Genomic DNA, 14,017 nt, shown 5'->3' with positions numbered 1-14,017 from the left:
AGGTACGCCCTGCTTAGTCCGCGATTGCTTCGTTCCTCGCAATGACGTTTTTTACCCCCTGGTTGTTACGTTTCCATCCCCCGCTCCGTAATACTACTAAACCTCAATACTTTACACTTCATGAAAAAGTTTTACTGTTTAGTACTAATAGTACTGGCTGCTTTTACGGCATGCAAAAAAGGTGAGCTATCGTCTGCCGACGGAGAAGATAATGGCTGCATCAGTCGTGTTAAACGTGATTATAGCGACAGCAACAAAGTTGAGCTGGCAGCAGCCATTAAGCTCCTGCAAAAAAACAACATCCCGGTTAACGGCCTGGTGATATATAGAGTTATTTTAAACGATAGCATAAGCAATAATGGCCCGCTTAATATCTACCAGCATGTTATAGCTTATGAAGAAAGCAAAGGTTTGCCCATCTTTAATTCGGGAATAGGCTATCATTTCAGGAACGAAGTTTTCGCAACTACCATTGGTCGGCGCTATGGCACACTTAGCCTGAATACTACAGCAACGGCTCCGCTGCCCCAAATACGTAAAATTTTTATTGATGCTTTTAAAAAAGATGGCTATACCATTGATAACCATGTTAATGAATCATCATGCCTTAATGCGGAGTTCGGGTATTACAACCTAACGCCGGATACGCCTGACCAGCCTCATTTTGCCAAAGTTTGGAAGGTTACTTTTATGAATTACGATTATCCGGTGGCCTACATTCAGGATGATAACCGAAAACTATTATCCTATTTCAACGGATTATTAACACTGAACAAAACCAATAAAAAATAAAATACCGGCGCAATTGGCATTTCTTTAGCCAGCCGGCCATTCTACTTTGTCAGTTTAAAAACACAAAATGCAACATGGTTGCATTTTGTGTTTTTGTCATTTACCTTTATTCATAATTAACCGCAATATCATATGAAGGATTTTGATGTGATCATTATCGGCGGCAGCAGCGCCGGTTTATCTGCAGGCATGGCTTTGGGCCGTGCCATGCGTAAAGTATTAATTATTGATAGTGGCTTGCCCTGCAACCGCCAAACGCCACACTCACACAATTTTTTTACTCGCGATGGTCAAACTCCACACGAGATTTTGACTATTGCCCGCGAACAAACTTTAAAATACCCAACTATCACGCTGCTCCATAGTGAGGCCACTCAATGTACACCAATAACTAAGGGCTTTGAGGTTAGTACAATATCCGGTGAAACATTCAGCGCAAAGAAAATTATCCTTGCTGCCGGTATTAAAGACCAAATGCCCGATATTCCCGGCTTCGCCGAATGCTGGGGAATATCGATTATTCATTGCCCCTATTGCCATGGTTATGAATACGGTTATCAGCCTACAGGCATATTTGCTAACGGCGAAATGGCTTTTGAGCTGACCAAACTTATTTCAAACTGGACAAAAGATCTCATTCTGTTCACTAACGGAAAATCAACTTTGACAGGAGATCAGCAATCCATTATCAGTCATAATAATATACAAATTATTGAGGGGGAAATAGCAGCGTTTGATCATCATGACGGCCAGATAACTACCATCCATTTGCAAAACGGCTCCGAAATAAAACTTAAGGCATTATATGCGAGGCTCCCATTTGTGCAACACAGTGATATTGCATTACAATTAGGCTGCTCATTTACCGATCAGGGCCATATTCAGGTTGATGCACAGCAAAAAACAACGGTACCCGGCGTTTATGCCGCGGGCGACAGCGCTTCGGGCATTCGCTCCATAGCCAATGCAGTTAACAGCGGCGCATTGGCAGGTGTTATGGCAAATTTGGAATTGATTAATGAGGTTTTCCTACCGGGAAAGTAGCATCAATTCAATTGCAGTGCAGACTTACGAAGTTTTCAAAACTTCGTAAGTCTTTTCCATAATCAGGAAATCCTCAAATCAAGAGAATCAGGGTTCGGATCCTTACTGCTCCAACCCTTTTTTAAAGGTTACATCACCCGTGTTGATCACTTTAAAGTAGGCGTTATCACCCCATTTAAAGCGGGCCGCCTGGGCTTTCAGGATTGTTTTTATCGGCTCCCTGGAGATCTGTACTTCGTGCGAATCCATTTCTTTAATGGTTTGCGAGGCATACAGTATAAATTTATCGACCTCGTCATTACTAACAGCATATTGAGTTAAAAACTCAGCTTCAGTCGGGTATTTTTTAAGCAATTGCTGCTGGCGGTCAACAACGTAAGCGGTAAATAATTGCTGCTGGCTCAGGTCCTGGATAAGCGGGGTGAATTTGCTGGTATCCGCCGGTACAAAAACATCGGGCATAATGCCTCCGCCGCTAAAAACTTTGCGGCCGCTTGAAGTATGGAATGATGGGCTACCTTTAAAAACACTATCATTAAGGTTGGTTTGTTCTGAAAAAAGTTCACCTTTTTGCATGCGCTGGGCAAGTTCATTGCGATAACTGTCAACCCCGTTTTTGTATGATTTCTGGATAGAGCGGCCCGAAGGGGTATAGTACCTGGCCACTGTTAAATTAACTGCTGAACCATCGTCAAAAGCAAACTGCTGCTGTACCAGACCTTTACCAAATGATCGCCGACCAACAATAGTAGCCCTGTCAAGGTCCTGCAGGGCCCCTGCTAAAATCTCACTGGCCGAGGCCGAATATTCATCAATAAGCACGGTAAGTTTCCCTTTCTGAAACATGCCCGAATCGGTGGCAAAGTAATCAGTCCGGGGCTCGTGAATCCCTTTGGTATAAACTATCAGCTTTCCATCAGTTAAAAACTCATCGGCTAATGAAGTAGCAGCATTAAGGTACCCACCGCCATTGCCTCTCAGGTCAAGCAGCAATTTATTCATACCGTCAACTTTTAGCGCCGTTAAAGCCTTTCTGAAATCGAGGTCGGTAGTGGCCGAAAACTTGCTGATCTTGATATAGCCGGTGTTAGCATCGGCCATATAGGCAGCATCAACACTGCTCAGGTCAACATGCCCCCGTTTAACCGTAAGTATTTTTAAATCTTTGCTCAGCGGAGGCACAACACTCAGTTTTATTTCAGCATCCTTTTCGCCCCTGAAAACACTATTTATACGGGTGGCTGTTAGCTTGCTGCCCGAAAACTTTTTATCGTCGACATTGATCACCTTACTGCCCACCAGTAAGCCCGCTTTTTCGGCCGGACCGCCGGCATAAACCTGCGTAATGATCAGTGTATCACGAAGTAACTGGTATTCGATACCGATACCGTTAAAACCACCGTCTAACCGTTCATTGATGGATTGCGCCTGCTGCTGCGGTAAATAAAGCGAATGCGGATCAAGGTTTTGAAGCAGGTTATTTACCGACACGCCTTCAATACTATCGATATTAACGCTGTCAACATAGTTGCGGTCAACCAGTTGCAACACCTTTGCTATTTTACTATTGCTCACAAAGGAGAAGCCAAGGTTATGCGCGGCAAAATCCTTGTTAAGCACCTGGCCTATCATCACCCCTACCAGCAGCAGGATTATTGTCCGGAAAATTACACCCGCGGTCCTCTTCATAACTTATTACACACAAAGTTAATAATTGCAGGGTCAATAATTTTTACCCGCACCCTTGCATTTGATGATTTTTACCGAATTTTGTTATAAATTATTTGAAAATAGGCTATGGAAACCACCACCGAAAGGGAATCGCACTATAAAAACCTCGAAAAACAGACCGTAAGGGAAATTTTAGAAAACATTAATAACGAGGATAAAACGGTTCCGCTGGCTGTGGAAAAGGCATTGCCACAGATAGAGGCCCTGGCAACTATCACCGCAGAAAGGATGAAAAACGGCGGGCGTTTATTTTACATAGGCGCCGGTACCAGTGGCCGTTTAGGCGTGGTTGATGCTTCGGAATGCCCGCCAACATTCGGCGTTCCGTTTGATATGGTGGTGGGCTTGATAGCAGGCGGCGATGGCGCGATCCGCAAAGCGGTAGAATTTGCTGAAGACGATGCTGTACAGGCCTGGAAAGATCTGGAAGCTTTCGACATTAATGATAAAGACGTGGTTATTGGCATAGCCGCTTCGGGCACTACACCGTATGTGATCGGCGGCTTAAAAACAGCTAATGAGCATAATTTAGTTACCGGCTGTATTGTTTGTAACAGCGGCAGTCCGGTAGCGGCTGTGGCACAGTACCCGGTTGAAGTAGTAACAGGCCCTGAGTTTTTAACAGGGTCAACCCGCATGAAAGCAGGCACGGCGCAAAAATTAGTTTTAAATATGCTGAGCACAAGCGTAATGATCCAGCTTGGCCGCGTAAAAGGGAACAGGATGGTTGATATGCAATTGAGCAACCACAAATTGGTGAACAGGGGCACCCGCATGGTAATGGACGAAACCGGGCTGAACGAAGAAGAAGCAGCCGGGTTACTGAAACAATACGGCAGCGTACGAGGCGCTGTTGATCATTATTTAAAAAAATAAACTGAATTTGAAGATGTGTTGATTTGGAAATTTGAAGATGCTTGTATTCGATAAATTCTCAAATTCAAAAAATTCGGGTTCAGACAATTTGAAATCAAAAACATGCACGATATTGAACCATATTACCGCTGGAGAGACGATTACGTGGCATCAGAAGATGAGTTTTCGCCTTTCTACGCGACAGAATACAGCGAGTTTGAATTTGACAAGCAGGTATACAATTACCTGCTGCACCCGCAATGGGACTCATTCGGCTCCAATACCCTTTATTTAAAAGTGCTTTTTGCCGATTATGATAAAGGCTACACTATTATTGAGCTGATAGGTGAATGGAATGACGCCATAAACAACGACATTATGATGCTGAAGCGTGAGCTGCTCGACCTGATGATAGATAATGGCATCAGCCATTTTATCCTGATCGGCGAAAACGTACTCAACTTTCATTCAAGCGATGATTGCTATTACGAAGAGTGGTTCCAGGACGTGGAAGACGGCTGGATAGCAGGCATCAACTTCCGCGAACACGTGATAGACGAATTTAAACACAGCAATATCGACTATTACATCAATTTTGGCGGCGAACTCGATAGCCTTGGCTGGCGTACCCTGAAACCCATACAGGTTTTCAAAAAGGTTGAAGAGCAGTTGATGAGGAGATTGAATTAGGGGTACAGAGTCAAGAAGCAGGAAGAACAGAAATCAAGACTGCAAGAATCAAGAGACAAGACATTTCGGAAAACTTTCCTGTTTCTTGACTCTTGATTCTTGCAGTCTTGCTTCTTCATGCTGTATTCACCTTTTATTTATATATTCGTACTATAATTTTTAACACAAAATGGAATTTAAAGAATCTAAATACAACTTCGATAATGTAATCGAAGTTAGGGATCAATCAGAAGTTGATTCACGCAGGTTTATGGCCGGCGTTTTCAGCTGGATGTTCGTTGCGCTTGGCGTATCAGCAATAACAGTTTATCTATTTTTAAATATGGGCCTGATCAGTCTGATCGTTGCACCAACAGGCGGCCTTACGGGTTTTGGCTATTTTGCGCTGTTTTCGCCACTGGCGTTTTCATTGGTAATGCAATTTGGCTATAACCGAATCTCTTATCCGGTATTGGTGCTGCTTTTCGTAGCTTATGCAACACTTATTGGCATCAGCTTAAGTTTGATATTTCTGATCTACACATCTGCATCAATATTGGGTGTTTTCATTACCGCATCAGTAACTTTCGGTATTATGGGCATTGCCGGTTATACTACTCAGATGGATTTAACCAAATTTGGTTCAATCATGTACATTCTGTTCATTGGGATTTTTGTAGCTTCATTAGCTAATTTCTTTATGCACAGCGAACAAATGAGTTATATTATCAGCTATATTGGCATAGCTGTATTTACCGGATTAACCGCATACTATATGCAAATGTTAAAACGTATTGGCGCTGGTACTGAATATGGCGATGCAAGCTCGAAAAAACTGGCCCTGATGGGTGCGCTAACATTGTACATCACACTAATCAACCTGTTTTTCATGCTCCTCCGTTTATTCGGCAGAAGAAGATAATTTCATTAAGAAATTCAATCAGAAAGCTGCCTCCGCAAAAGGCAGCTTTTTTTGTTTAACAATGTGGCTTAGCTATGATATTTAGCGTACGTTATACACTTGCAAATGATAACTTTATTGCGCAACTTTGCACTGCTTATGGAGAAAGACGGAGGGATTAGACCCTGCGATGTCTTAGCAACCTGTGCTTCACAAGGTGCTACATTCTACCAGGCAGCAATTACGCGCCCGGACAGATAAGCGAAAGTCATAACAACACCCGACTTTTCGAGATAAGCCGTATTTAGATTTAAGATATTAGATTTGAGATTTGAGATAGCCTCGGCTTTTTCCAATTGCTTGTTTAGTATCTTTTTATCAGATATATGGGATTAAAGATTTGAGGATCTGGCAAAGACTTTTTGCCAAGGTCTCACATCTTATATCTCATATCTCACATCTCAAAAAATGGACATTAGAAAAGAATTACAGAAACGCATCCTGGTGATTGACGGAGCAATGGGTACCATGATTCAAAGGTACCAGCTTACCGAGAAGGATTTTCGTGGCGAGCGTTTTCGCGATCATCATAGCGACCTGCAGGGCAATAACGACCTGCTCAATATCACGCGCCCTGATATTATCAAAGCCATTCATGCCGAATATCTTGATGCCGGTGCGGATATCATTGAAACTAACACTTTCAGCACACAGGTAATTTCCCTTGCCGATTATCACCTGGAAGAACTGGCCTATGAACTAAGCTACGAAGGTGCACGCATTGCCCGCGAGGTAGCCGACGAATATACCCGGCGCAACCCTGCAAAGCCGCGTTTTGTTGCCGGTGCCATCGGCCCAACCAACCGTACTGCTTCCTTATCGCCAGACGTTAACGACCCCGGATATCGCGCCGTTACCTTTGATGACCTGGCCGAGGCCTACTATGACCAGGTACGCGGTTTGGTTGACGGAGGATCGCACCTGTTGTTGGTTGAAACTATCTTTGATACACTGAATGCAAAAGCAGCCCTCTTCGCCATAAAACGTTATGAGCTGGAATGTAAAGCTGCAGGTAAGGATTTTCCTGCTTTCAGGGATTCGGGCGGTATCATGATCTCAGGTACTATTACCGATGCTTCAGGCCGTACCCTTTCCGGGCAAACTGTCGAAGCTTTCTGGAACTCGATAAGCCATGCCAACCTGCTATCGGTAGGCCTAAACTGCGCTTTGGGTGCCCGGGAAATGCGCCCGCACCTTGCCGAACTTTCTGAAAAAGCAGGCGTATTTATTTCGGCCTATCCAAACGCCGGCTTACCCAACGAGTTTGGCCAGTACGACGAAACTCCGCATGAAACCGCTCACCAGGTTGATGATTTTATCAAAGCCGGCCTGGTTAATATTGTTGGTGGCTGCTGCGGTACCACACCCGAGCATATTAAGTGCATTGCCGATAAGGCTGCCAAATATCCGCCCCGCCCTATCCCTCAAATTGAGCCGGATATGCGCCTGAGCGGCCTGGAAGCGGTCACCATTAAACCCGAAAGCATTTTTGTAAACGTGGGCGAACGCACCAACATTACCGGTTCCCCTAAGTTTTCCAAATTGATCCTTGCCGAAGATTATGAGGCAGCTCTAAGTGTTGCCCTGCAACAGGTGGAAGGCGGCGCGCAGGTCATCGATATTAACATGGATGAGGGCATGATTGATTCGGAGGCTGTGATGGTAAAATTCCTGAACCTGGTTGCTTCTGAACCGGATATAGCCAAACTGCCTATTATGATCGACTCATCCAAATGGACAGTGATCGAGGCCGGTTTGAAATGCGTACAGGGTAAAGGTATCGTGAACTCCATCTCCCTGAAAGAGGGTGAAGAAAAGTTTAAAGAGCATGCCCGGAAAATCTTAAGCTATGGTGCTGCCACCGTAGTAATGGCCTTTGACGAAACCGGTCAGGCTGATTCATTGGAACGTCGTATCGAGATCTGCAAACGATCATATGAGATCCTGGTGAACGAAGTAGGTTTTCCGCCGCAGGATATCATTTTCGATCCGAACATCCTAACAGTTGCTACCGGCCTGGAAGAACATAATAACTACGCGGTAGATTTTATTGAGGCCACCCGCTGGATCAAGCAAAACCTGCCGCACGCTAAAGTGAGCGGCGGTGTAAGTAACATTTCGTTCTCGTTCAGGGGTAATAATACCGTGCGCGAGGCCATGCACTCGGCATTCCTGTACCATGCCATTAAAGCCGGTATGGATATGGGGATTGTAAACGCCGGCATGCTGGAGGTTTACGAGGAGATTCCGAAAAACCTTTTGGAACTTGTAGAAGATGTACTCCTTAACCGCCGCCCGGATGCTACCGAGCGCCTGGTGGAATTTGCCGACACCATCAAAAGCAAAGGAAAAGAAGTTGTACGCGACGAAGAATGGCGCAAAGGCACCGTTCAGGAGCGCCTCTCCCACTCGCTGGTAAAAGGCATTGTTGAATACCTTGACGACGATGTGGAGGAAGCCCGCCAGGCCTACAGCAAACCACTTGAGGTTATTGAAGGTCCGTTGATGGATGGTATGAACATCGTAGGCGACTTGTTCGGTGCCGGCAAGATGTTTTTACCACAAGTGGTAAAATCAGCCCGTGTGATGAAAAAGGCGGTGGCTTACCTGCTGCCTTTTATTGAGGAAGAAAAAAAGAACAACGTAAATGCCGATCAGCGTGCCAACGCCGGTAAGGTGTTAATGGCCACCGTAAAAGGCGACGTACATGATATTGGTAAAAATATAGTTGGTGTGGTATTAGCCTGTAATAACTTCGAGGTGATAGACCTTGGGGTGATGGTGCCCGCGCAACGCATTATTGAAGAGGCTAAAAAGCAAAACGTTGATATCATTGGCTTAAGCGGATTGATCACCCCATCGCTTGATGAAATGGTGCATTTTGCCAAAGAAATGGAGCGCGAAGGATTTACCATCCCGCTAATCATTGGTGGTGCTACAACGTCGCGCATTCACGCAGCCGTAAAAGTGGCGCCGCAATACTCCGGGGCTGCCATTCACGTTTTGGACGCTTCGCGCAGCGTTACCGTTTGCAGCAATCTAATGAGCAAGGACAACCGGGATGCCTATATCCAGGGCATTAAGGATGAATATGCCAAAGCCCGTGAGGCACATGCCAACAAAAAATCGGACAAGCGTTTTGTAACTATCGAAGAAGCCCGTGCTGGTAAATTCCAGATTAGCCTGGATGGCGATGTGGCGCCGAAACCCGCATTTACAGGCACCAAAGTATTTGAGAATTTCCCGCTGGAAGAGTTGCTGCCTTATATCGACTGGACGCCATTTTTCCATACCTGGGAACTTCGCGGCAGCTATCCGAAGATCTTTGATGATAAGTTTGTAGGCGTTGAAGCCAAAAAACTATTTAACGATGCGCAGGTATTGATGAAACGTATTGTTGACGAGAAACTGTTCACTGCGAAAGGCGTGATAGGTTTCTGGCCTGCCAACGCTGTAGGTGATGATATTGAATTATATACCGATGAAAGTCGCACAACAGTTTTAAATCACATCCATACCTTACGCCAGCAGGCCGAAAAGGTGAAGAATGATCCGTATTATGCCTTGTCAGATTTTATCGCGCCAAAAGAAAGCGGTGTGCCCGATTATTTCGGCGGCTTTGCGGTAACAGCCGGTTTAGGTTGTGATGAATTGGTTGCTGAGTTTGAGGCCGATCATGACGACTATAACAGCATCATGGCCAAAGCCCTTGCCGACCGCCTTGCCGAAGCCTTCGCCGAAAAAATGCACGAGTTGGTACGTAAGGAATACTGGGGCTATGCCAAAGGCGAACAGCTAAGCAATGCCGACCTTATTAAGGAAGAATACCAGGGCATCCGTCCGGCACCGGGTTATCCGGCCTGCCCGGACCATACCGAAAAAACCACCTTGTTTGAATTACTAAAAGCAGAAGACAACGCAAACATGCACCTAACCGAAAGCCTGGCCATGCTGCCGGCCGCATCGGTAAGCGGTTTCTACTTCGCACATCCGCAGACAAGATATTTCGGCTTGGGTAAAATCAGTAAGGATCAGGTTGAGGATTATGCTATCCGTAAACAAATGCCATTGGAGGATGTGGAAAGATGGCTAGGGCCGAATATTAATTATTAGCCCCCCTGCCCCCTAAAGGGGGAGTAAGGGAAGAAACGACAAAGCGAGGGCTTGTGCGGTTCCCCTCTTGAGAGGGGTGGAGGGTGTGTTAACAAAGCGATAATAAACGCCGCATAACACACCCCTGCCAACACACAAATCCACCGCGCCCCCTCTCGAGAGGGGAACTTGAATTGTAATTATAAAACTTAAATAAAAATTCCCCCTTTAGGGGGGGTAGGGGGCAAATGAAAATACCTGAACATATAGCAAACGCCAACGGCAAAACACTTTTTTCTTTTGAACTGATCCCGCCTTTAAAAGGGCAGAGCATCCAGGGCATTTATAATGCTATTGATCCGCTGATGGAGTTTAAACCTCCGTTTATTGATGTTACTACCCTGCGCGAGGACTTTATTTACAAGCAGCACCCAAACGGTTTGCTCGAGAAATTATCGTACCGCAAACGCCCAGGCACTATTGCCATCTGCGCGGCTATCATGAACAGGTATAAGGTTGATACCGTGCCCCACCTGCTTTGTGGCGGCTTTACCAAAGACGAAACCGAGAACGCCCTTATAGAATTAGAGTTTTTAGGTATCGAAAATGTACTTGTGTTGCGTGGCGATGCGCGCCTTGGCGATTCATCATTTGTACCTACGCCTAATGGCCATTGTTATGCTACCGATTTGCTGCAGCAGGTAGTAAACCTTAACAACGGTATTTATTTGCATGAGGACCATGGCAATACAGCCAAAACAAACTTTTGTATTGGCGTAGCCGGTTATCCCGAAAAGCATTTTGAAGCCCCGAACCTTAAAACCGACTTTAAATACCTGAAGCAAAAGGTAGAAATGGGTGCACAGTTCATTGTAACCCAGATGTTTTTTGATATTGGTAAATACAAGGAGTTTGTAAACGGCTGCCGGGCCAATGGTATCAATGTGCCTATTATTCCGGGGCTGAAACCGATCACATCATCAAAACAATTGGTTACGCTGTCAAAGACATTCCATATTGATATCCCGGAAGATTTGAGTGATGCCATCCATGCCTGCGCCACCGAAAAGGATGTTAAAGAAGTAGGTATTGAATGGATGATCAATCAATGTAAAGAGTTGATTGCCTTTGGCGCGCCAGTGCTGCATTTTTATACCATGAGCAACGCCGGGCCTACTAAACGTATTGCTGAAGCGATATTTTAATCGCCGTTAAGGTCGCACACAACCTTCTCAAAGCGTCATTGCGAGGCACGAAGCAACCCCCGACTGTACAGGGCGAACTTGTATCGCTACTCTGTATATTGGGGATTGCTTCGTACCTCGCAATGACGAGAATGATTGGGTAACTGATATTTATAAAAGCAGTATTACTAAAAATAAAACGCTATTTTTATTTTAGTAATAAACTGCCTATGGATACCTTTAGTCACATCAAGGCTGTTATCAGCATTACATTGGGGCTTAGCATTACCCACCTGCTTAAAGGGGCGGCCAAGCAAATTCAGCACCCCGGCCGGGATAAACCTTATTGGGTGCATAACCTGTGGGCGCTTTACGTGTTTATATTGCTGCTGCACTTTTGGTGGTGGGAGATTAGCCTGCACGAAATAAAGCACTGGCTTTTTGCCGAGTACTTTTTCATCATTATCTACATTGTTACTTATTACAGCGTCTGTGCATTGCTCTATCCTGATGATTTAAAAGACTATCAGGACTACAAAGACTACTTTTACTCACGCCGGAAATGGATCTTCAGCATTTTGGGGGCCAGCTATCTGCTTGATATCATAGATACCGAAATAAAGGGGCCAAGCTATGTACATCACTATAACATCGAGTACCCAATCCGCAATATCAGTCATTTTATATTATGTATGATAGCCATTAAAGTAGAGAACCGCAACTTTCACGCGGCATTGGTGATCGTGTTCCTTTTGTACGAGGCCTCGTACATCCTGAGATTATTTTAACGGTTAAAATGAGAGGGCGCCGACATGCAACGGCACCCTCTTCCCCCGTTCACATGCAGGTTACTTGCAAAAGATAACCTGGTTCGTTTTTCCCCAGTCGTTACTTTCGCCGGTGGTTAATTTGCGATAGGTTGTCAGGGTTAGGCTATAGGCGCATGAGGGCCATGCGCTAAAAGGAGGAGTTAAAACAAATGGTGACGGCGAGGCCATGTCAAATTTCTTAGCGTCTCCGCGCGGGGTTGTGCCGCTGGGCAAACCGCTCACAGTACCCGTAGCGTTTGACCATACACCCAGCGACCAGCTGGCAATCAGCTCATGGTCAACTGTGTAATCGGCATGGGCGGTTCCGCTTACCGGAGTGCAGCCACTGCCCCCGCCGGCAAAAAGTTCTTCCAGCTTCAGCAGGTTTACTTCGTTCCAGTTGTTAACATAGATCTTGCCGATAAGCGATTGCGTATTCAGGTTTGGCGAAGCGGCATTAGCCGGATCGTCAGTAGTTTGAAATTGGATGTATAACATTCTGCCGTTTTTCTGATCTGCCACAGGCACAGCTAAACCAGGCGTTAACCCGGCGCTGGCATCGCCGCCTCCAATAATGGTAGTAGTGTTTAAATAAAACAGCGATCCATAAAAACCATTATCCAATGCAGGCTGATCAACACGTACCCAGCCATTGGCGTCAGGGTGCAGCACATGATCCGGGATCGGATTAGGATAATTATCTGCAGGAACGCTATCGGGCACAGAAGCAGGTTTATTGATATCGATCACTACATCCTGAAAGGCAGTTGTACCATTCCAGGTGATTTGCCGGGTGGCAACTTTTAAGGCTGTAGCTTCCATCTGGGCGGTAGTTACCGGGCTGAAGTTCAAGTTATCGGTAGAAAACAAAAAGCGGTAATAAAGTGGGCTGGCCGGCGCGGTGGGCACTTTCTTGGTGGCGTAGCCCCCCAGCTTAACCGAACCAAAGAAACCGTATCCTGTGCCGCCCGCTCCAAATTTGCTCATAAGGGTTTTACCGCTGCCATCAATATCAGATGTAATGCTGAAATTCCCAACCGCGGTAAACCATGGTATATCGCTGGTAATGATGCCGCCGCCTTTAATGCACAGTTTTACGCAGAAACAGTTGTTGGCATTATGCCTGTCGTTCTGGCGGCCCCGGGTACGGTCTTCGGCCAGCAGTACAGTGCCAGATGAACTTTCAACCCTGAAATAATAGTCCGGACCGGCAGGCCATTCTACATTGAGCCATGGCAATAAGGTTTTCCTAAAATTGTCACCGGGATATACGATAGTGAACTTGCCGTTGTTATCGGTATAGGCGTTGCCCAAATAGTCGTCTTGCAGCAGGTCGACATCATAAGCAAAAACCTTAACACCGGGAATTGGCTTTTGGGTTTCACAATCGTTTACATAACCGCAAACTACCCAAATGTCCAATAAGGTAAGGATGCGGCAAAACCATTTGGAATCTATTTTATAATCAAATCTCGCATATTGAGCATTTTCCTGGCTGCTTTTATACAGGGGTTGCAGTGTAGTAATGTGGAACTGTAATAGCGGTTCATTTTTAGGCAGCGGGATTTTGAAAGGTACGTTGCCGCAATACCAGTCTACATCAATACTGCCGCCTTCATAGCCGGATTTGCCGCCATCGATTTCGATAGTAAAATCGCCGTTTCCCTGTACATCGGCCTGTGTAATAAACAACCGCTCTTTCGCTTTCAGTTCATCATCATTTACCTGGTGAAAGGTTTGTTTGGGATCGGCGACAGCAAGCCGGGTTTCATTTTGCTGATCGGAAGGGCGATAAACTTTTACCGATGTGCCTGCAACAGGCAGTTCGCAGTCTGAACATAATAAACCGCGCAGGTTCCCTTTAATAATGTAGTTCATAA

The 14,017-nt window shown here is 45.5% G+C and carries 10 protein-coding genes and 1 riboswitch; of the genes, 8 read left to right on the top strand and 2 right to left on the bottom strand.

Annotated features, from left to right (window positions below; all coding sequences use genetic code 11):
- Positions 1-120 precede the first annotated feature (120 nt).
- Complete coding sequence (locus BLP33_RS23375; protein ID WP_090533707.1) at positions 121-792, top strand: hypothetical protein; 672 nt, start codon at positions 121-123, stop codon at positions 790-792.
- Positions 793-924: 132 nt separating this feature from the next.
- Positions 925-1,836 (top strand): NAD(P)/FAD-dependent oxidoreductase, encoded by a 912-nt coding sequence (locus tag BLP33_RS23370; protein WP_090533705.1) that lies wholly within the window; start codon positions 925-927, stop codon positions 1,834-1,836.
- 102 nt (positions 1,837-1,938) lie between these two features.
- Here BLP33_RS23370 and BLP33_RS23365 read toward each other — a convergent pair whose 3' ends face one another.
- Positions 1,939-3,525 (bottom strand): S41 family peptidase, encoded by a 1,587-nt coding sequence (locus BLP33_RS23365; RefSeq protein WP_090533703.1) that lies wholly within the window; start codon positions 3,523-3,525, stop codon positions 1,939-1,941.
- A 108-nt stretch (positions 3,526-3,633) separates the two neighbouring features.
- Between BLP33_RS23365 and murQ the strand changes: the two genes are divergently transcribed.
- The 6 genes from murQ (at position 3,634) to BLP33_RS23335 (ending at position 12,116) form a co-directional block, all read left to right on the top strand.
- Positions 3,634-4,443 carry an N-acetylmuramic acid 6-phosphate etherase gene (gene murQ / locus BLP33_RS23360; RefSeq protein ID WP_090533701.1) on the top strand — a complete coding sequence of 270 codons (810 nt, stop codon included), beginning with the start codon at positions 3,634-3,636 and terminating at the stop codon, positions 4,441-4,443.
- 102 nt (positions 4,444-4,545) lie between these two features.
- On the top strand, positions 4,546-5,112 hold the full coding sequence (locus BLP33_RS23355) for a hypothetical protein (protein ID WP_090533699.1): 567 nt from the start codon (positions 4,546-4,548) through the stop codon (positions 5,110-5,112).
- Between the two features lie 169 nt (positions 5,113-5,281).
- On the top strand, positions 5,282-6,013 hold the full coding sequence (locus BLP33_RS23350) for a Bax inhibitor-1/YccA family protein (RefSeq protein ID WP_090533697.1): 732 nt from the start codon (positions 5,282-5,284) through the stop codon (positions 6,011-6,013).
- A 133-nt stretch (positions 6,014-6,146) separates the two neighbouring features.
- Positions 6,147-6,256, top strand: a riboswitch (SAM riboswitch).
- Between the two features lie 204 nt (positions 6,257-6,460).
- Positions 6,461-10,165 carry a methionine synthase gene (metH, locus tag BLP33_RS23345; RefSeq protein ID WP_090533695.1) on the top strand — a complete coding sequence of 1,235 codons (3,705 nt, stop codon included), beginning with the start codon at positions 6,461-6,463 and terminating at the stop codon, positions 10,163-10,165.
- A 227-nt stretch (positions 10,166-10,392) separates the two neighbouring features.
- Positions 10,393-11,349 carry a methylenetetrahydrofolate reductase gene (locus BLP33_RS23340; protein ID WP_090533693.1) on the top strand — a complete coding sequence of 319 codons (957 nt, stop codon included), beginning with the start codon at positions 10,393-10,395 and terminating at the stop codon, positions 11,347-11,349.
- A 209-nt stretch (positions 11,350-11,558) separates the two neighbouring features.
- Positions 11,559-12,116, top strand: coding sequence for a hypothetical protein (locus tag BLP33_RS23335; protein ID WP_090533691.1), 558 nt, complete (start codon positions 11,559-11,561; stop codon positions 12,114-12,116).
- Between the two features lie 60 nt (positions 12,117-12,176).
- On the opposite strand, the gene BLP33_RS23330 is transcribed toward BLP33_RS23335, so the two are convergent.
- Positions 12,177-14,015: a hypothetical protein gene (locus BLP33_RS23330; RefSeq protein ID WP_090533689.1), complete on the bottom strand. Its 1,839-nt coding sequence runs from the start codon at positions 14,013-14,015 to the stop codon at positions 12,177-12,179.
- Positions 14,016-14,017 lie beyond the last annotated feature (2 nt).

Origin of the sequence: Mucilaginibacter sp. NFR10, from assembly GCF_900100445.1 — a bacterium.
Taxonomy (GTDB): Bacteria; Bacteroidota; Bacteroidia; order Sphingobacteriales; family Sphingobacteriaceae; genus Mucilaginibacter; species Mucilaginibacter rubeus.
This window is presented reverse-complemented; position numbering and strand designations above follow the sequence as displayed.